The sequence below is a fragment of the Mycobacterium mantenii genome (assembly GCF_010731775.1).
Taxonomy (GTDB): Bacteria; Actinomycetota; Actinomycetes; order Mycobacteriales; family Mycobacteriaceae; genus Mycobacterium; species Mycobacterium mantenii.
In genome coordinates this window covers 4394359-4413106 of record NZ_AP022590.1, presented here as the reverse complement: position 1 = coordinate 4413106, position 18748 = coordinate 4394359, and the positions used below count along the sequence as shown (strand labels likewise).

Annotated in this window: 20 protein-coding genes; 10 read left to right on the top strand and 10 right to left on the bottom strand. The window is 67.3% G+C overall.

Annotated elements, in window-relative coordinates:
* Positions 1–35 precede the first annotated feature (35 nt).
* From G6N50_RS19925 to G6N50_RS19910, 4 genes are all read left to right on the top strand, one after another.
* Positions 36–1850, top strand: coding sequence for an ABC transporter substrate-binding protein/permease (locus G6N50_RS19925; RefSeq protein ID WP_083095188.1), 1815 nt, complete (start codon positions 36–38; stop codon positions 1848–1850).
* Positions 1851–1858: 8 nt separating this feature from the next.
* Positions 1859–2596 (top strand): amino acid ABC transporter ATP-binding protein, encoded by a 738-nt coding sequence (locus G6N50_RS19920; protein ID WP_372509890.1) that lies wholly within the window; start codon positions 1859–1861, stop codon positions 2594–2596.
* A 65-nt stretch (positions 2597–2661) separates the two neighbouring features.
* A complete protein-coding gene (locus G6N50_RS19915) occupies positions 2662–3165 on the top strand; it encodes a MarR family winged helix-turn-helix transcriptional regulator (RefSeq protein ID WP_083095142.1) in 504 nt (167 codons plus the stop codon).
* A gap of 59 nt (positions 3166–3224) precedes the next feature.
* Positions 3225–3896 carry an SDR family oxidoreductase gene (locus G6N50_RS19910; protein WP_083095141.1) on the top strand — a complete coding sequence of 224 codons (672 nt, stop codon included), beginning with the start codon at positions 3225–3227 and terminating at the stop codon, positions 3894–3896.
* Positions 3897–3902: 6 nt separating this feature from the next.
* Here G6N50_RS19910 and leuS read toward each other — a convergent pair whose 3' ends face one another.
* Positions 3903–6812, bottom strand: a complete 2910-nt coding sequence (gene leuS / locus G6N50_RS19905) for a leucine--tRNA ligase (RefSeq protein ID WP_083095140.1) — start codon at positions 6810–6812, stop codon at positions 3903–3905.
* A 184-nt stretch (positions 6813–6996) separates the two neighbouring features.
* Here leuS and G6N50_RS19900 point away from each other — a divergent pair, with 184 nt between their 5' ends.
* Together G6N50_RS19900 and G6N50_RS19895 are read left to right on the top strand one after the other, a co-directional pair.
* Positions 6997–8112 carry an LpqN/LpqT family lipoprotein gene (locus G6N50_RS19900; RefSeq protein WP_083095187.1) on the top strand — a complete coding sequence of 372 codons (1116 nt, stop codon included), beginning with the start codon at positions 6997–6999 and terminating at the stop codon, positions 8110–8112.
* 67 nt (positions 8113–8179) lie between these two features.
* A complete protein-coding gene (locus G6N50_RS19895; protein ID WP_083095139.1) occupies positions 8180–8521 on the top strand; it encodes a hypothetical protein in 342 nt (113 codons plus the stop codon).
* Positions 8522–8541: 20 nt separating this feature from the next.
* Here the strand turns inward: G6N50_RS19895 and G6N50_RS19890 are convergent, their stop codons facing one another.
* Positions 8542–9150: a YqgE/AlgH family protein gene (locus tag G6N50_RS19890; protein ID WP_142275553.1), complete on the bottom strand. Its 609-nt coding sequence runs from the start codon at positions 9148–9150 to the stop codon at positions 8542–8544.
* Positions 9151–9293: 143 nt separating this feature from the next.
* Between G6N50_RS19890 and G6N50_RS19885 the strand changes: the two genes are divergently transcribed.
* Both G6N50_RS19885 and G6N50_RS19880 read left to right on the top strand, forming a co-directional pair.
* Positions 9294–10613 carry an MFS transporter gene (locus G6N50_RS19885; protein WP_083095186.1) on the top strand — a complete coding sequence of 440 codons (1320 nt, stop codon included), beginning with the start codon at positions 9294–9296 and terminating at the stop codon, positions 10611–10613.
* Positions 10613–11386, top strand: a complete 774-nt coding sequence (locus tag G6N50_RS19880; RefSeq protein WP_083095185.1) for a TIGR03084 family metal-binding protein — start codon at positions 10613–10615, stop codon at positions 11384–11386. The genes G6N50_RS19885 and G6N50_RS19880 overlap by 1 nt, the downstream gene beginning before the upstream one ends.
* A gap of 132 nt (positions 11387–11518) precedes the next feature.
* Here the strand turns inward: G6N50_RS19880 and G6N50_RS19875 are convergent, their stop codons facing one another.
* Positions 11519–11839 (bottom strand): DUF2710 family protein, encoded by a 321-nt coding sequence (locus tag G6N50_RS19875; protein ID WP_083095137.1) that lies wholly within the window; start codon positions 11837–11839, stop codon positions 11519–11521.
* A 72-nt stretch (positions 11840–11911) separates the two neighbouring features.
* The gene (locus G6N50_RS19870; RefSeq protein ID WP_083095136.1) at positions 11912–13621 is read right to left on the bottom strand and encodes a DUF5631 domain-containing protein; all 1710 of its coding nucleotides are present in this window, start codon (positions 13619–13621) and stop codon (positions 11912–11914) included.
* An 82-nt stretch (positions 13622–13703) separates the two neighbouring features.
* Between G6N50_RS19870 and G6N50_RS28875 the strand changes: the two genes are divergently transcribed.
* Positions 13704–13847, top strand: a complete 144-nt coding sequence (locus G6N50_RS28875; protein WP_169926959.1) for a hypothetical protein — start codon at positions 13704–13706, stop codon at positions 13845–13847.
* 24 nt (positions 13848–13871) lie between these two features.
* Here G6N50_RS28875 and G6N50_RS19865 read toward each other — a convergent pair whose 3' ends face one another.
* The 6 genes from G6N50_RS19865 to G6N50_RS19840 all read right to left on the bottom strand — a co-directional run bounded on the left by G6N50_RS19865 (position 13872) and on the right by G6N50_RS19840 (position 18151).
* Positions 13872–14183 (bottom strand): DUF2694 family protein, encoded by a 312-nt coding sequence (locus G6N50_RS19865; protein WP_083095135.1) that lies wholly within the window; start codon positions 14181–14183, stop codon positions 13872–13874.
* Positions 14180–14497, bottom strand: a complete 318-nt coding sequence (locus G6N50_RS19860) for an ESX-1 secretion-associated protein (RefSeq protein ID WP_083095134.1) — start codon at positions 14495–14497, stop codon at positions 14180–14182. Before G6N50_RS19860 ends, G6N50_RS19865 begins: the two co-directional genes overlap by 4 nt.
* A 49-nt stretch (positions 14498–14546) precedes the next feature.
* The gene (locus G6N50_RS19855) at positions 14547–15992 is read right to left on the bottom strand and encodes a DUF4226 domain-containing protein (RefSeq protein WP_083095133.1); all 1446 of its coding nucleotides are present in this window, start codon (positions 15990–15992) and stop codon (positions 14547–14549) included.
* Positions 15993–16127: 135 nt separating this feature from the next.
* Positions 16128–16490 carry a DUF4226 domain-containing protein gene (locus G6N50_RS19850; protein WP_083095132.1) on the bottom strand — a complete coding sequence of 121 codons (363 nt, stop codon included), beginning with the start codon at positions 16488–16490 and terminating at the stop codon, positions 16128–16130.
* Between the two features lie 48 nt (positions 16491–16538).
* Positions 16539–17372, bottom strand: coding sequence for a C40 family peptidase (locus G6N50_RS19845; RefSeq protein WP_083095131.1), 834 nt, complete (start codon positions 17370–17372; stop codon positions 16539–16541).
* Positions 17369–18151 carry a helix-turn-helix domain-containing protein gene (locus G6N50_RS19840; protein ID WP_083095130.1) on the bottom strand — a complete coding sequence of 261 codons (783 nt, stop codon included), beginning with the start codon at positions 18149–18151 and terminating at the stop codon, positions 17369–17371. The genes G6N50_RS19845 and G6N50_RS19840 overlap by 4 nt, the downstream gene beginning before the upstream one ends.
* A 143-nt stretch (positions 18152–18294) precedes the next feature.
* Here G6N50_RS19840 and G6N50_RS19835 point away from each other — a divergent pair, with 143 nt between their 5' ends.
* Positions 18295–18711, top strand: coding sequence for a WhiB family transcriptional regulator (locus G6N50_RS19835; RefSeq protein ID WP_083095129.1), 417 nt, complete (start codon positions 18295–18297; stop codon positions 18709–18711).
* The last annotated feature ends 37 nt before the right edge of the window (positions 18712–18748 follow it).

The following is an 18748-nucleotide window of genomic DNA, read 5'->3' as shown; positions in this document are numbered from 1 at the left end:
GGCCGGGTCGCCGCTCAGTCGTTACCGTGACACTGATGAGTTCGCGCGTGGGCCGGCACACGAAGCGCCGCGGAAAGGCATTCGGCCTGGCCGCGACAGTCCTCATGGTGTGTGGGCTCGCGCTGGGCGGACCGGTCGCACCGGCGGCCGCCGACTGGAATCAATGCGCGCCGGCCGGCGTGGAGAGCGCGAGGACCCTGCCCAAAGATCTGACCGAGAACCCCACGACCGGCGAGGACGACCGCGACACAACGGCATCCGCCGAACCGCTCAGCGCCGTCGACGTCGGCTCCCTGGGCCTCGGCACGCCGGGACTCCTGACCATCGGCACGCTGTCGGACGCCCCGCCCAACATCTGCATCAACCCCACCGGTGAATTCAGCGGCTTCGACAACCAACTGCTGCGCGCCATCGCCGACAAGCTGGGCCTGCAGGTCCGCTTCGTCAGCACCGACTTTTCCGCGCTGCTGGCGCAAGTGGCGTCCCGGCGCTTCGACGTGGGTTCGGCGGCGGTGAAGGCCACCGATGCGCGTCGGCGTACCGTCTCCTTCACCAACGGCTACGACTTCGGCTTCTACTCGCTGGTAGTGCCGCCGGGTTCCGCGATCCACAAATTCCGCGACCTCGCGGCCGGCCAGCGCATCGGCGTCGTGCAAGGCACCGTTGAGGAGTCCTACGTCGTCGACGTATTGCATCTGCAACCCGTGAAGTATCCGGGCTTCGCCACCCTGTACGCCAGCCTCAAGTCCCGCCAAATCGATGCCTGGGTAGCGCCCGGAACCCTGGCGGCGACCGTCATTCGCCCTGGCGATCCCGCGGTGGTCGCCGCGAACACCTACAGCCCAGGCAATTTCGTGGCTTACGCGGTCGCCAAGGGCAACAAGCCGTTGATCGATGCGCTCAATTCCGGGCTGGACGCCGTCATCGCCGACGGCACCTGGGCGCACCTGTACACCCAGTGGGTGCCCCGGACGGTGCCGCCCGGCTGGAAACCCGGCTCCAAGGCCGCGCCCATCCCCAAGTTGCCGGACTTCGCCGCGATCGCGAAGCAACACCGTTCGTCGGCGGGCCCGCCCGCACCGAAATCACCCCTGGCGCAGTTGGGTGACTCCTTCTTCGACTGGGACATGTACCGGCAAGCCATCCCCATGCTGTTCACCACAGGATTGCCCAACACCCTGATCCTGACCAACAGCGCCCTCGTCATCGGCCTGGCGTTCGGAATGGTGCTGGCGATGGCGGGGATCTCCACCCGGCGCTGGTTGCGCTGGCCGGCGCGCGTGTACACCGACATCTTCCGCGGCCTGCCCGAAGTGGTGATCATCTTGCTCATCGGGATGGGCATCGGCCCGTTGGTCAGTGGCCTGACCAACAAGAATCCCTATCCGCTCGGCATCGCCGCACTGGGATTGATGGCCGCCGCCTATATCGGCGAAATCCTGCGCTCCGGAATTCAAAGCGTCGATCCCGGCCAACTGGAAGCGTCCCGGGCGCTCGGCTTCAGCTATGTCACCGCCATGCGGCTGGTGGTGGTACCGCAGGGAATCCGGCGCGTGCTCCCCGCCCTGGTCAATCAGGCGATCGGGCTGTTGAAGGCCTCCGCACTGGTGTACTTCCTGGGCCTGATCGCCGACCAGCGTGAACTGTTCCAGGTCGGGCGAGACCTCAACGCACAGACCGGCAGCTTGTCGCCGTTGGTGGCCGCCGGCCTCTTCTACCTGCTACTGACCATCCCGCTAACACATTTGGTCAACTACATCGACACCCGCCTGCGCCGCGGCCGCCGCACCGCCAAGCCCGAGGACGACGCCGACATGTTGGCGACGACGTTCGGCCAGGAAATCACGTGACCCCCGGCATCCACGGGCGAGTGTCAGTCTCGCTGGCGGCCAAAGACGTTCACCAAACCCTGGGCGGAAGCAAGGTGCTGCGGGGCGTCGATCTCGAGGTGCCCGCGGGCAGCACTGTGGCGGTCATCGGGCCGTCCGGCTCGGGCAAGTCGACACTGCTGCGCACCCTGAACCGCTTGTATGAGCCCGACAGCGGCGACATTCTGCTGGATGGCAGATCGGTGCTGCGCGACGATCCCGACGAGCTGCGTCAGCGTATCGGCATGGTGTTCCAGCATTTCAATCTCTTTCCGCACCGCAGCGTGCTGGACAACGTCGCGATGGCGCCACGAAAGCTGCGGCGTCTCCCCGCCGACGAGGCCCGCGACTTGGCGTTGGCACAGCTGGATCGAGTTGGCCTGAAGCACAAGGCCGCTGCCCGCCCCGGCATGCTGTCGGGCGGCCAACAACAGCGAGTGGCGATCGCCCGTGCGCTGGCGATGGCGCCGCAGGTGATGTTTTTCGACGAGGCGACCTCGGCGCTGGATCCCGAAATGGTCAAGGGAGTACTGCAGCTCATTGCCGACCTCGGCGCCGGCGGCATGACAATGGTTGTGGTAACCCACGAAATGGGTTTCGCGCGGTCGGCATCCGACGCCGTGATGTTTATGGATCACGGCAAGGTCGTGGAATCGGGCCCTCCTGAGCAGATATTCGAAGCCGCACAGACCGAACGGCTGCAGCGGTTTTTGTCGCAAGTCCTTTGATCCCAGATAACTAGTGGGCAATAGCTCCCTTGTAGGCAACTCATATCGGGATAGACTCCCGATTTATGTCAGACAGCGAATCGAACCCGGCCGAGGTAGCCGAGCTCGCGGAAGGTTTGCACCGAGCGCTGTCCAAATTGTTCGCCATTCTTCGCCGTGGGGACCCCAGCGGCGTGGCGGCAGGGGAACTGACCCTGGCGCAGTTGTCGATTCTGGTCACGTTGCTCGACCAGGGCCCGATTCGGATGACCGATCTCGCCGCACACGAACGGGTGCGGACTCCCACCACGACCGTGGCGATCCGCCGGCTGGAGAAGATAGGGCTGGTCAAGCGTTCCCGCGACCCGTCCGACCTGCGTGCGGTGCTCGTGGACATCACCCCGCGGGGGCGTGCCGTTCACGGTGAATCGCTGGCCAATCGACGCGCTTCTTTGGCCGCGATGCTGAGCCAGCTCCCGACGTCCGACCTCAACACCCTGATGCAGGCGCTGGCGCCGCTGGAGCGGCTGGCGTCCGGCGACCCGACGTCCGGACCCGCCGGCGTGCCGCCCGCGCGCAAGGAAGCTTGAAAACAGCTTTACCGCAAGGCTTTTCGTCTCCGCTCGGTACGGTCGGTAAGCTGCAGGGCATGCCCAATGTACTCATCACCGGCGCCGGCGGCGGTATCGGATCGGCAATCGCCACAGCGCTGGCCCCCACGCACACCCTGCTGCTGGCCGGCCGACCATCCGAGCGGCTCGACGCGGTCGCAGAGCGGCTCGGCGCCACCACGTTTCCGCTGGACCTCACCGACTCCGAGGACATCGAAGCCGCCTGCGAGATCGTGGACGAACTCGACGTGCTGGTGCACAACGCGGGATTGTCCATACCCGGCAGTGTCGCCGAATCGAACGTCGACGAATGGCGTGCCACGTTCGCGGTAAACGTCTTTGGACCGGTGGAACTCACGCTGGCGCTGTTGCCGGCGCTGCGACAAGCGCACGGCCAGGTGGTGTTCATCAACTCCGGGGCGGGCCGCAACGCTTCGCGGAGTATGGCGTCGTACTCGGCAAGTAAGTTTGCGCTGCGCGCCTTCGCGGATTCGCTGCGCAGCGATGAATCCGATTTGCGGGTGACGACGATCTATCCGGGCCGGACCGACAGCGACATGCAGCGCGAACTCGTCGAGTTCGAGGGCGGCACCTACGACCCCGCCAAGTTTTTGAAGCCCGAAACTGTCGCGACCGCGGTCGCCAATGCGGTAGCCACCCCGCCCGACGGTCACATGCACGAGGTGGTGCTGCGGCCCGCCCAGCATTAGGCGCCGCTACACAACCAGATTGACCAGCCGGCCGGGGACCACGATCACCTTGCGCGGGTTTGCCCCCGCCAAGAACGCCTGAACCTTTTCATCGGCGAGCGCCGCGGCCTTCAGGGTGTCCTGATCGGCGTCGGCGGCCACCTGCACTCGGCCGCGCACCTTGCCGTTCACCTGCACCGGGTACTCCACCGTGTCATCGACCAGATAGGCGGGGTCGGCGACCGGGAACGGACCGTGCGCCAGCGGGGTCTCGTGGCCCAGTCGCAGCCACAATTCCTCGGCCATGTGCGGGGCCAGGGGCGCCAACATCAACACCAGCGGCTCGACCGCCGCGCGCGGCACCGCGTCACGGTGCTCCTTGGTGAGATGATTGGTGTATTCGATGAGTTTGGCCGCGGCGGTGTTATTGCGCAGTGCGGCATAGTCTTCCGCGACACCGGCGATGGTGCGATGCAGCGCTCGAAGCGTGCCGGTCGCCAACGCTTGTGCGGGCCCGCCGACCACGCGGGTGTCACCGGTCTGCTCGTCGACCACCAACCGCCACACGCGCTGCAGGAAGCGGTGCGCTCCTACGACGTCCTTGGTCGCCCACGGCCGGGACGCCTCCAGCGGGCCCATCGACATCTCGTAGACCCGCAGTGTGTCAGCGCCGTAGTCGTCGCAGATCTCGTCGGGCGAGATCGAATTCTTCAGGCTCTTGCCGATTTTCCCGAATTCCTGGAAGACTTCGACCTCTCCCCCGGGCCCCGGGTAGACGAAGCGGCCGTCGCGTTCGACCACTTCTTCGGCCGGCACGTAAGACCCGCGCGCGTCGGTGTAGGCGAAAGCCTGGATGTAGCCCTGGTTGACCAGCCGACGGTAAGGTTCCCGCGAACTCACATGGCCCAGGTCGTATAGGACCTTGTGCCAGAACCGCGCATACAGCAGATGCAGCACCGCGTGCTCGGCGCCGCCGACGTACAGGTCGACCCCGCCCGGATCCTGCGGCCCGTGCTCGGCCGGTCGCGGACCCATCCAGTAGGCTTCATTCTCCTTGTCGCAGAACCTTTCCGAATTATGCGGATCGGTGTAGCGCAGTTCATACCAGGAGCTGCCCGCCCACTGCGGCATCACGTTGGTGTCCCGGCTGTAGGGCTTCAGGCCGTCGCCCAGGTCCAGCTCGACGTGCACCCACTCCGTCGCCTTGGCCAACGGCGGTGAGGGCTCGCTGTCGGCGTCGTCGGGGTCGAACAGCACCGGCGAGTAATCCGGCACGTCGGGCAGCTCGACCGGCAGTGCGGCCTCGTCGAGTGCATGCGCACGTCCGTCTGAGTCGTAGACGATGGGGAACGGTTCGCCCCAGTAACGCTGCCGGGCGAAAAGCCAGTCGCGCAACTTGAATTCGACGCGCGCCCAGCCGCGGCCATCGGCCTCCAAGCGGGCGGTGATCTTTTCCTTGGCCGCGGCCACATCCAATCCGTCGAGGTAGCCGGAGTTGACCAGTACCCCGTCACCGGCGTAGGCGGATTCCGAAATGTCGCCGCCGGCAATGACTTCCACGACCGGAAGGCCGAATTCGTGGGCGAAGTCCCAGTCGCGCTGGTCGTGGCCGGGGACCGCCATGATCGCCCCGGTTCCGTATCCGGCCAACACATAGTCGGCGATGAAGATCGGCACGGGCTTCCCGTTGGTGGGATTGGCGGCGTAACTGCCCAAGAAGACGCCGGTCTTCGCTTTGCTTTCCTGGCGCTCGAGGTCGGACTTCGACCCAATCGCCTGCCGGTAGGCGGCAACGGCCGCACCGGGTGTGGCCGCGCCATACGTCCAGCGCGGGTCGGTGCCCTCCGGCCAGGCGGCCGCCACCAACTTGTCGACCAGGTCGTGCTCGGGCGCCAGCACCAAGTAGGTGGCGCCGAACAACGTGTCGGGCCGGGTGGTGAACACCTCGATATCGACCGTCTCGCCGTCGCGCCCGGCGGCCGCGAACAGCGCTTTGGCGCCGGTGGATCGGCCGATCCAGTTGCGCTGCATGGTCTTGACGGGTTCGGGCCAGTCCAGCACCTCGAGGTCGTCGAGCAGCCGATCGGAGTACGCGGTGATCCGCATCATCCACTGCCGCAATCGTTTCCGGAAGACAGGGAAGTTGCCGCGGTCGCTGCGGCCGTCGGCGGTGACCTCTTCGTTGGCCAGCACGGTGCCCAGGCCGGGACACCAGTTCACCATCGAGTCGGCCCGATAGACCAGCCGGTGGCCGTCGATCACGTCGGCCCGCTCCCCCGCCGACAAGCCGGCCCAGTCCCGCCCGTCCTCGAGGGCGCGGGCACCGGACTCGAATTCGGCGACCAGCTCGGCGATGGGGCGGGCCTTGTTGGCGGCGGTGTCGAACCAGGCGTTGTAGATCTGCAGGAAGATCCACTGGGTCCACTTGTAGAACTCGACGTCGGTGGTGGAGAAGCTGCGCCGGCTGTCGTGGGCGAGGCCCAGGCGCCCCAGTTGGCGCCGGAAATTCACCACGTTGGCCTCGGTCCGGGTGCGCGGGTGGGTGCCGGTCTGCACCGCATACTGCTCTGCGGGCAGTCCGAAGGCATCAAACCCCAACGCATGCAACACGTTACGGCCGGTCATCCGGAAGTAGCGGGCGTACACGTCTGTTGCGATGTAGCCCAGCGGGTGGCCGACATGCAGACCCTCCCCCGACGGGTAAGGAAACATGTCCTGCACGAACAACTTGTCGTCCGGGACGGCGGCGCCGTCCAGCGGAGCCAGCGAACCGACCGGGTTGGGCACGTTGAACGTTCCCAGCTTCGCCCAGTTCTCCTGCCACACGCCTTCGATACGGCCCGCCAGCGCCGCGGTGTAGCGATACGGCGGCGCGTCGGAGTCGGCCGGGGCGGCGCCAGAGTTGCTTGCTGGCGAAGCGGTCGGGGAGTCGGTCACCTGAACAGGGTATAAGGACCGACACGACGGGGCCGCCGGCCACAGGTTGATCTCGGTTCCATTGCGCACCGATCAGAGGTTCATCCCAGGTGTGTTTCGAGCCTGTTCACCGCCGTTGACCTGTAGTTACAGTCAGCCACTATCGACGGCTTCTGGTACCGAGCCATTGGAAGGACCGACGCAGATGATTGAGATCGTCCCCGTCCACCGGGCACTCCTCGGCGGTATGGTCGCTGGCCTGATGGGCCTGGCGGTTGTTGTGGGCGGCACGGCATCCGCAGACCCGTTGCCTCCTGCGCCAGCACCCGTCCCCGCGGTTCCCGCGCCGGCGCCGCAGAACCTCGGGCCCGAGCTGGTGCCGCCGAGCAGATACCTCGCGGCCCCGCCGGCCGGCAATCAGATCGTCCCGCCGGCCACCGCCGCCGTCCCGGGCACCACGGCACCGGCCGCTGCCACGCCGGCGGCTCCGGCCCCGGCTCCCGCGACGTCCGGAACGATCCGCGAATTCCTGCAGTCGAAGGGCGTGAAGCTCGAACCCCAGAAGGCCCAGGGCTTCAAGGCACTCGACATCACGTTGCCGGTGCCCGCGCGCTGGACCCAGGTGCCTGATCCCAACGTGCCCGATGCGTTCGCGGTCATCGCCGACCGGCAGGGCAGCAGCATTTACTCATCGAACGCCCAGGTCGTGGTGTACAAGCTGGTCGGCACCTTCGATCCGAAAGAGGCCATCACCCACGGCTACGTCGACAGCCAGAAACTGCTGGCATGGCAGCCCACCAACGCCTCGATGGCCGATTTCGGTGGCTTCCCGTCGTCGGTCGTCGAAGGCACCTATCGCGACGGTGACTTGACGCTCAACACGTCGCGGCGCCACGTCATCGCCTCGTCGGGACCCGACAAGTATCTCGTGTCGCTGTCGGTGACCACCGATCGCGCGGTGAGCGTCGCCGACGCACCGGCCACCGACGCCATCATCAACGGGTTCCGCGTGAGCGCGCCCGGTGCGCCCGCCCCGGCGCGCGCTGCCTCTCCGGTCGGGCTGCCCGCACCGGCTCCCACCGCGCCGGCTCCAGTCGCTGCCCCGGTTGCCCCGGCGCCGGTCGCGGCTCCAGTTGCTCCGGCTCCGGTCGCCCCGGCACCGGCCGCAAGCCCGCTCGTACCGCTCGCCCAGACCTCGCCCGCGGCGCCGGTCGGGCTCCCCGCGCAGGCACCCATGGCGGGTCAGCAGCGCACGCCCAGCCTGCTGGCCATGGTGCCGGGCCTGCCCCCGCTCCCGAACTTCTCGTTCCTGCAGCACTGACGACGGCGGCACCGACACCCGCCGAGCCGGATTCGCGCGCCGGTAAACCGGCTCGTATTGTGAGCGCATGCTGATTGCGGGCGTGCTGTGCATGTGTGCGGCGGCGGCCTCGGCGGGGTTCGGCACTTGGTCGCTTGCACACAACCGGAGTTCCGGCGCCACTGCATTGGCGCTGCGCGCGATGGCGCCGACCCAGCTGGCGGTCGCGGTGATGCTGGCCGCCGGAGGCGTGGTGGCCATGGCCGCGGTCCCGGCTACCGCGCTGATTGTGCTCATCGTCTGTGTCGTGGGCGCACTGGGAACGCTGGCCGCGGGTTCCTGGCAGAGCGCGCGGTTCGCGCTGCGCCAGGAGGCGGCGGCGCCCGCGTGTGCCGGCAGCTGCGCCGGCTGCACGCAGTCGTGCCACTGATCTGAACTGGGGGAGAGGCCCTAGTTTCGGCTGACGTCGATGGGGTGGGTGGCAAGCAGCGAAAGCGGCAGCGGCTGGCGACGCAGGACCTGGCCCCACAGATCCGACCTCGGTCCGACTAGCACGTCGGATGGCAAGGCGGACAACACAATCCAATCGTCGCGTTCGATCTCGCCTTCAAGCTGACCGATAGTCCAGCCCGAGTATCCCGCGAAGATCCGCACCCCTTCGACCAGCGGCGCGATCACGTCGGGCTCGGCGTCCAGATCGACCATCACCACCCGGCCGTCCACGTGCCGCAGGCCCGGCGCGTCGTGCGGGTCGGCGCCGATGCGCAGCGTCGCCAGGCACAGCGCGGCGTCACGCTTCACCGGGCCCCCGATGAACATCGTCTTCGGCTTGGCCGACAGCTTGGTCCACTGTGGCAACACGTTGTACACCGCGGTTTCGCTGGCGCGGTTCAGCACGACACCCAGCGTGCCGCCGTCGTTGTGCTCGACGATGTAGATCACGCTGCGCCGAAACGTCGGTTCGAGGAGATCGGTGTTGGCGAGCAGCAAGGTGCCCGCGCGCACGCGTTGCGCGGCGGGTGCGACGTAGTCCTCTGGGTCCTCCGGCGGCGGCACCAGACCATCATCGCATCCGGTGCCCGGTCGCCCCAGGGCAATCGACGGGGTGGGCCGCGAAGATTTGTACTGTTATTGGGATGGCTTTGACCGCGCGAGCTTTGCCAACCCCAATCGTGGAAGTCGGTTTCGTGATTCCAACTCGGATGCAGTCCAGCGCACCCGTCGAAGTCTGGCGGTCGGTGCGCGCTTTGCCAGATTTCTGGCGGCTGCTGCAGGTGCGGGTGGCGAGCCAGTTCGGCGACGGTTTGTTCCAGGCGGCGCTGGCCGGGGCGCTGCTGTTCAACCCGGATCGGGCTGCCGATCCGATGTCCATCGCGCGCGCCTTCACGGTTCTGTTCTTGCCGTATTCGCTGTTGGGACCTTTCGCCGGTGCACTGATGGACCGTTGGGATCGGCGCCTGGTGCTCGTCGGTGCCAACGTGGGTCGGCTGATCCTGTTCGCCGCGATCGGCACGATCCTCGCGGTGCGGGCCGGCGACTTGCCGCTATTGCTGGGGGCCCTGTTCGCCAACGGGCTGTCCCGGTTCGTCGGATCCGGGCTGTCGGCGTCGCTGCCGCACGTGGTTCCGCGGGAGCAAGTGGTGACGATGAACTCGGTCGCCACCGCGTCCGGAGCTATCGCAGCGTTCTTCGGCGCAAACTTCATGCTGGTGCCCCGGTTCATCTTCGGGGCCAGCGACAAGGGCGCCTCGGCGATCGTGTTCCTCACCGCGGTTCCCGTGTCGATCGCGTTGCTGTTGTCGTGGCGATTCGGTGCCCGGGCGTTGGGCCCCGACGACACCTGGCGAGCGATCCACGGACCGGTCATCTACGCGGTGATCACCGGCTGGCTGCACGGCGCGCGGACGGTGGCGCAGCGTCCCACGGTCGCCGCCACCCTGTCCGGGTTGGCCACCCACCGGATGGTCGTCGGCATCAACTCGTTGCTGGTCTTGTTGCTGGTCCATCACATGCCCAACCTCGAGGGTGGGGGATTCGGCACCGCGTTACTGTTCTTCGGCGCCGCGGGGCTGGGCGCGTTTTTGGCCAATGTCCTGACACCGCCGGCGATCCGCCGATGGGGCCGTTACGCGACGGCCAACGGTGCGTTGGCGGCGTCGGCCATCATCGAGGTCGCCGGCGCCGAGCTGCTGCTCCCGGTCATGGTCGCGTGCGGCTTTTTGCTCGGCGTCACCGGCCAGATGGTCAAGCTTTGCGCCGACACCGCGATCCAGATGGACGTCGACGACGCTCTTCGCGGGCATGTGTTCGCCGTACAGGACGCACTGTTCTGGGTCGCGTTCATCGTCTCAATCACGGTGGCCGCCATCTTGATTCCCGACGACGGGCACGCACCCGCATTCGCGCTGTTCGGGTCGGGGCTGTACCTGGTCGGCCTGGCCATGCACAGCTTCCTGGGCCGGCGCACGGAGCAGGCGAATAATCGTTACCCGGCGGGCGCAACCGACGAGCGGAGGCGATGATGGCGGGTCTCGAACCGATCGTGGCGGACCTACGGGCCGAAAGCGATGAGCTTGACGCCCTGGTTGCGCCGTTGCCGGCCGAACGCTGGGCCGATCCGACGCCCGCGCCCGGCTGGACCATCGCCCACCAGATCGGCCACCTGTGGTGGACCGACCGGGTCGCGCTGACCTCGGTCACCGATGAGGCCGGCTTCGCCGAAGAGCTCAAGGCCGCCGCGGCCGACCCGACCGGCTTCGTCGACGCGGGCGCCGAAGAGTTGGCGGCTCTGGCGCCGGCCGAACTGCTGGCCGATTGGCGGGCCACGCGCGCCCGATTGCACGACGAACTGCTGTTGGTTCCCGCCGGGCGCAAACTTCCCTGGTTCGGGCCGCCGATGAGTGCAGCGTCAATGGCTACCGCGCGGTTGATGGAAACGTGGGCCCACGGGCTGGACGTCGCCGACGCGTTGGGGGTCAAGAGGGTGGCCACCGACCGGCTCCGGTCGATCGCCCATCTAGGGGTGCGCACCCGCGACTACGCGTTTTTCGTGAACAATCTGGAGCCACCGGCCGAGCCGTTCCTCGTCGAGCTGCGCGGACCCAGCGGCGACACGTGGAGCTGGGGATCACCCGACGCGGCCCAGCGAGTCAGCGGTTCCGCCGAAGACTTCTGCTTTCTGGTCACTCAGCGCCGCCCGCTCAGCGCCCTCAACATCACCGCGCATGGGGCCGACGCCCAGCGCTGGCTGGAGATCGCGCAGGCTTTCGCCGGGCCTCCCGGCACCGGTCGATGAGCGCGACGAACGCGCGAAGAGAGCCGGGGCCCACCCGGTCCAAGCACCGGTCGATGAGCGCGACGAACGCGCGAAGAGAGCCGGGGCCCACCCGGTCCAAGCACCGGTCGATGAGCGCGTGAAACGCGGCCGTCAGTGCAGCGGGCCGCCGTAGCTCGCCCGGTTCTCGGCCTCGGCCTCCTCGCGCAGCGCGGTGATCGCGAGGTTCAGTCTTTCGGCCAACTCGCCGTGGCCGTATCCGGTGATCACCCCGGGATGCAAAGTCAGTTCCAGCAACCGGCCGTCGGAATTCGCCACCGCGTGAATGTCGCCCAGGTCGACGCTGTAGGTGACGGCCTCGGCCTGCGCTACCAGGGCTTCCCACTTGTCGGCCGCCTCGCTCAGTTCCCGAAGAACCGATTCGACGAGATCCTTCTCGCTGAGATTCGCGCGACTGCCCGAACCCGCCACCATGCCAGTATCGTCGACCCCTCCGACCAGCGTCAATTCACACGCGAGCAGGTTTGCGCCCAACTTGTTGGGCGCTCACCCGGCGAGCTTTTGATACCAGGCGAGGTGGTAGTTCGCCGACACCGCGTCTCCGCTGGCGATGCCCTCGGTGGCGGCCATCAATAAGCACTTGAGCAGGAGCGCGGGATTGACGTTTGGATACTGCACGAGCAGCTGGTAGCGCGCGGTATCGAGATGTACCCGCAGCACGTCGACCTCCTGGTCGACGACAAACGTTCCCGCGGCGGCGGCTTGTGCCAGCCTCGGCACGATCTTGGGCAGATCGTCACGCCCACATGTGGCCGCACTCAGCACGCTCGCCAAATCCTCGATCGCGGGCAGCGCGCGGGGCTCGACCGACGACGTTGTCGCGGCGAAATCCACCGAGCGATGCAACGAATCGCCGGGAGCGTAAGTGACGACACGCGCCGTTTCGCCGATCAGTGTGGCGACCCCGCCGGTGCGACGCTCGGGTTCCAACAAGCGCACGCCGGCCGGAAGGGTGATGCCTGAGGGTATCCATCCGTGCGCCAGATCGGTGACCAGTACCGTCGTGCCGTCAGCGCGATCTCCGATCGCCCAATTCACGCGTGGCTCCTGCCGGACCACGAATTCGAGCAGCCTGTTCAGCCGTGCGTTGTCCAATCCTGTTGTGGTCAAAGGCTTTTCGCTGCGCGGCCGGGCGGCGGGGAAGGCGGCGGTTTCGGCTTCGGCCGCGGCGCGGGTGGCGTTCTCGGCGGCGGCAGGGGTGACGTCGGCGGCGGCGGGCGTGGCGTCGGCCACGGCTTCCGGCGGGACCACCTGCGGCTCCGCCTTAACGACGACCGTCTCGTCAACGACCACGCGGTGACAACCGGAGTCGGCCTGATCCGGCGTCGACTCCGGCGCACGCTGCGTCGGCGCCTCGAACATCGCCGGGGTGACCACGGGAATGACCTGCGTCTCCTCGAGATGGGACCCCTCGGCGGCGGCGGTGGGCTCGTCCTCGACGGCGTCCGGCTCGACGACGGCCGGCTCGACGATCGCGTGGTGGCGACCGGAATCGGCCTGATCCGGAGCCGGCTCGGGCAGCGGCGAAACGGGCTCGGCCCTGACCACCGGGATGACTTGTGTCTCGTCGAGATGTGACACGTCGGCGGTGATGGGGGTGGGGCCGTCGGCAGGGGCTTCCTGCTCGGGTGCCTGCGGCGTGCCGATGTCGGCGACCTGCTCGAGCGCGGCCGCTCGGCGACGACGTCTCCTGCCCGGACGTGGGGATGGCGTGGGTGCGCTCGGTGCGGGCGCTTCGACGATGGGCTTGACCTCGCGGATTGCGGGCAGCACCTGCGTTTTTTCCAGGTCGGCCCTGGACGGCTCGACCCTCGGTGGGGGAGCAGGGGGCGTTTGGGCTCCGCTCTGCACCGCATGCAGGTAACGAATCGTCGATTCGACTCGGCGCACGGCGCGGCCGCGAGCCTCGTCGATGACGCGCGCCTCTGCCGCCTGGCGGGATAGGTCGGTCATTCCCGCTCGCTTGAGCAACTTCAACTGATCATTGGCGGCGTGAGCAATTCGCTCCAGGTCGGCCTTGAGATACTCAGCGAGAGTGGCAGTTTCGGCCGTGATCGTCGACAATTCGGCAGGCCACAACCCGCCTGTCACCCACGGGGTGCAGTCGACAGGGGAGCTGAAAGCCGGGGTCGCCAGTGATTCCCGGGTAGCTCTCCGGAGGCGTTGGCGCGCCGACATCCGACCGAAGACCGCCACCGGCTAAGCGTACCGGGACCTGGCGGGCGACTTGTGCGGTCAGTGAATTGTGCGGTCGCGAGGCCCTGGGTAGCGTGAGGACATGGCTGATTCTGCACTGCAGCAGCAACTCGACGAGGTGCGCACCTTGCTCGCTCGCGCGCGAGAGTTGTTCGGCCCCAATCCGGTAGAACCGCCGACCGGAATCGCTCCCGATCCCAACGCAGCCAAGCCGTGGCTGCGCTAGGCCGGCAGCTGCCCTGACATTCGACTACCGCGCGCCGTTACGCCGCCGCAATTTGTGCGCCAGCAACTTCTCAATCGCCGCATCCAGATCGCGGGGGGTCGGGACCTCCGCGGAGGGGGTATGCCCGGCCGCGACGATCTCCTCACGAATTTCCAGCAACGCTTTGAGGCACGACACGTCGGCGGTCAGCAGGATGCCCTGCGCCAGCGTCTCGGCGTCGGTTTCCATCGCCTCTTCGCTCAGCGCGACGCTGTGCATATAACCGCCGCGGCAAGAGCGGACAAGGATGTGTCCACTCGGGTGAACAGTGTCAAAAGCGGGATTCGCGTCGGTCATCGACCGCGGTCGACGATGTCGCCGAACTTACCTGCCGCCTCCTGCTCGTGCTGTTCCCACATCGTCGCCGAAGCGGTCAACTTGTCGGCCAGATCGGCGTGGTCAGCAGCTTGCTGCTCATAACACTGACGTCGAAGTTCCAACAGCTCACGGCCCGCGTCGCGCAATTCACTGAAGATCGGCCCCAGCGAATCGAGGCTCTCTTGGATGGCGGCGTGCGACGACGGCACGGTACGCAAATACTCCGATGTGTCCTGGTGGTGCGCGGCAGCCTGACGCAGGTGCGCAGGCACTATATGAATCGAATCTGCCATCCGCTTCTCCCGTTTACTCCCGCCGGTTTTGCCGGCGAGTTCATTTCTGTCAGGTGGTCGACGAGGTCGCCGGCCGGGTAGGTGTCGGTGGGTCAGGCTTGGCCGGCGTCATTGCCGCGGTCGCCGCCGGCGGATGCTCCCAGCCTAGGAAGCTCGGCCCGCTCACGGTGGCGATGTGTTGAATTTGGCCGTCGAGAAGCGCCTTGCCAGGGCCAAGGGCGAGGGCGTGTCGGTCGGTGAACATACCGATATCGCCGGGACTCAACCGCAGGGAATCGACGGGGTTGGGAACGGCGGTTCCCGGTGGGGGAATCGTCATGCCCTGCTGTTGGAAGGCTTCCGCTATCGGGGTGCCGCCGACGGCGGCCGTGATCGCCGCCGCCAATTGCGGGGTGGCGGCTGTCGCTGTTTCCCCGTCGGGCAAGGTCACCGGCGTCGGACCGACCGGCGGCTCGTCGGGTGTGCCCTGCTGGTCGGTGGGCCCGTCGCCGGCGTCGGTCGAAAGGTCGTGTGCACTCGGGTCCTGGTCTTGGGCGTCCGGCAGCTCCTCGTCGGCCAGTTCGTCGACAGCGGGATCGGTTCCGTCGCCGCCTTGCAGTCCGGCGAGCGGAAGGCCGCCGGGCGCTTCCCAGCCGCCGGTGGAACCAAGCCCCGGAAGTGAACCGCCACCAAAGCTGGGCATGGCGGGCGCCATCGGCGGTGGCAACGGGGGCGGCATGGCGGCGCCCGCGATCGGATCGGGCCCGGACGCATCCCCCGAGAGCAGCCCGTTGTCGTCGGCCAAAAAGGAGTCCAGCAACGGATCCCATTCGGTATCGAGATCGTCGGTCGCGTCGACCGCGGGTGTATCACCGACGGGCACCGCGGCTCGCGGCTGTTCGCCGTGGGGATCCTGTTCGCCTTTGGAGGCGTCGTACAGCGACGTCCAGGCCGCCATCAGCGCTGACTTCGACGTGTCATCCAGGCTGGCGCCGAGGACGACCGCGCGAATGTCTCGGAGCTTGCCGATGAGGAACCGCTGGAAATCGCGTGCGCCCGCCGGGGTATCGAGGTCCGATCTGCTCCGTACCGCGGCTTCGGTTTCGTGTTGCAGTTTGGTGAGGGCTTCCCTGCCGTCGACCGCACGCAGGTGCGCGTTCAGGATCGCCGAGACCACCTGCATGTCCAGCTGCGAGCTCGCTGAGTTCTGTTGCGCGAGAGCGGCTTCGGCGTTGGCGATGGCGTCCGCCGCAGCGCCGGTCTCGCCATCGGGTTGCGGCGCGGTTTCAGCGGACGGGTGCGTTGCGGACGGGTCGGCCGTTGTTGCGGCTCCGAAGACGCCGGGGTGCTGTTGGTGGATCTTGCGCAGGATTGCCTCGAGTTGTTCGGGGCGGGTGGTGGGGGTGATCACGGCGTTGATTTCGGCCGGCGCCAATCCCGCTTGCCATGCGTTCTGATCACCGGTGCGATCTCGGACGTATTTGACCGCGGCAAGCAGGTCGTCATACGCCGACATCAGAAGGGTAGGCGGCGCTGCAGCCTGCGTGGACGCTGCTGCGAGAAATGGCGCGACCCCTCCATGTCCGGCGACTGTACTCAGGCGCATAGCTGCCGACAATTCACTGGTTTGCACGGTGTGGACTAGTTCCCGCTAGCCGCTATCGGCGGCGTACTGGGCTTGAAGGCTCTGCAACACGGCCTTTTTCGCGTGATCGAATTCGCGGGCCTGAGCCACTACCGACGCGATCTCACGTTGCTTGGCCATGAGGAACTTCTGAAACTCGCGCGCCCCCATGGGCGTATCGAGGGCAAGATCCGCCTGGTTCACGGTCGCGCGGTCGATCTGCTCGGCGATGGAGTCCAGTCGCCTGACGCTCTCGCGCGCCGCCTCGTGAGCGCTGGTCAGCACTTCGTTCAGCACACGGTCGGCTTCCGACGCGGCGCCGTGCTGACTTGCCAGCGCCGACTGACGCGCCTCGACGGCCTCTAACGAAGGTCCGGGTTGTTCCGGCATCGGCTCACCCTTTTCGTCGTGCCCGCATTGCCGGGCGGTCTTGGCTTGTCATATCGGTCGGCGGATCGCAATGTTGTTGCCCAGGCGGCTTATTCGCACCATGGCACCCGAGTAGGGCGCTTCCACCACCAGGTTGTTTCCGATGGCCAGCTGCACATGGCCGGCGTGCGGAAACACCAGATCACCGGGTCGCACCTGAGAGCGGGGCACCGGGATCCCGTCGTTGATCTGCTGATAGGTGGTGCGATCCAGGTGAATACCGGCCTGCGCGTAGCTCCACTGCACCAGGCCCGAACAGTCGAACTGGTCGGGACCGGTCGCGCCCCATACATACGGTTGGCCCAGGCGGGACAGTGCGGCGCGCACCGCCAGTGCGGCGCGGTCGTTCGGTAGGCCCCGCAGTCCTGATAGTCCCAGCCGCCGGTCGTGCCGGAGCCGATAGCGCAAGGCCAGCAGTTCCGCGTGGCGACGTCGGGCACGCAACCGCGCCGACACGACGTGGGCCCGCTGGGTACGCAGGCGAGTTGCGCGGCGACGCATCGCCTCCCGCTGCGCCAATGGTGTTGCCGGCCTCGTGGCGGCATCCGCGAGGGCCGCGTTCAGGACGCTTCGGGTCAGGTCGCCGGCCTGTGCTCGATCGCGATGCGCGCCGGCGATGATGTCGGTGGCCGCGGTGTCGGTGTCGGCCGCCGCGGCGAGGCGTTGCCGGCTATGGTTCACCGCGAGTTGGTATCCGCCGTGCACGTGCTTGCCGCTCAGCCGGGCGGCTCGCTGCAACACGTCGCGGTAATGCGCGGTGTCCGCGACGAGCGACGACGGCCGGCTGCCGCCGGCGAATAGTTGATGGGCACGGCTCAACGCCTCGACTTCGCTTTGACTCACGATGCCCCCTCGTCGTCTCGGGCCGCGCCTTGTCGGCCCGACTCGAACGCATCGGTGAAGGCACGTACGCGGGGGAGAGCACCCGGCGCGATCACCCCGCGATTGCGGATGTCCCACATCTCGTCGACGTCGACGCCGACCAGTGCGGCGATGATGGTCTCCGGCAACGACGACTGTGCGCATGCCCGGTCGAAGCGGGCGCTCAGGCTGCTGGGCATCCGCTTCAGCAGCGCCGTGCGCGTCGCCTCCAAGGCTTGCAGGTGCTCCATCAGCCGGTCCGTCGAGTCGGCGCCGGCGTTCACGGCCACCCGCCAGGAGCTGGCGGCGAGCATCTCGGCCTTCACGCATTGCGCGATCACAGACAGAATATACGTCTCATATTCGTTTGATGTTGTCGCAGGCAGCCGATCGATGACGGATTTGAGGGCATCAAGCTGTGCTTCGGCATAGCCTTCCAGCACTTCTGTGTCGCTGTGACGGTCGACCACCACCGGTCCGGTGCGCCGCGCGGGCATGGGGGCCGGAGGCTGCGCGGCCACCAGACGGGCCAGCTCGGCGTCCGGATCTGCGGCCACCAACAGCCGCGAGTAGGTGCCTGGCGGCAGGCCTAGGCCGTTTTCAATCTTCTGAACTGTGCTTTTGTGCGGCTTGCGGGCTCCACGCTCGAGAAAGCTGAGACCCATGATGCTGACCCCGGTCGCGGCGGCGAGGTCGGCCAGCGACCAATCGCGTGATTCCCGCAAGGCGCGGATCGCCGCGCCGGCCGATTCACGGGTCACCGCACGCTCCGGCCATGGGCCGGATATTACACAGCCGCCGCCTCCGATATCGTTATATACGTTTCTGTCACGTTTCTCTTGCGTCGGGCGGCTTGCTCTGTATACGCTTTTGCCTACGTTTCACGCTTGACAAGGAGACCGACATGGCACACCCCTGCGCAGCCAACCCGGAACTTTGGTTCGGCTACCCCGATGACGACGGTGGTGACGGCGCCGCGAAGGCGCGCGCATACGAGCGGTCGGCCACCGAGGCACGCATCCAATGCCTGCGCCGCTGCCCGTTGGCACAGCAGCGCCGCTGCGCCGCACACGCCATCGCGCATCGTGAGGAGTACGGCGTCTGGGCCGGCGTCAAGCTGCCGGGTGGCCAGTACCGCAAGCGTGACCAGCTCGCTCACGCACACGACGTCCTGCGGCGTATCGCCGCCGGCGAGATCAATGCCCGACAGCTGCCCGAGAACGCGGCGCTGCTGGCACGTCACGAGCACGAGTCGGTCGGGGTGGCCGCGGTCGTGCTGCACCTGCCGCTGGCGCAAGTCAAACCCCGTTCGGCTGCCTGACCTTCGCCGAAGGCCGGGGCGGCAGTTTGCTGAGCCG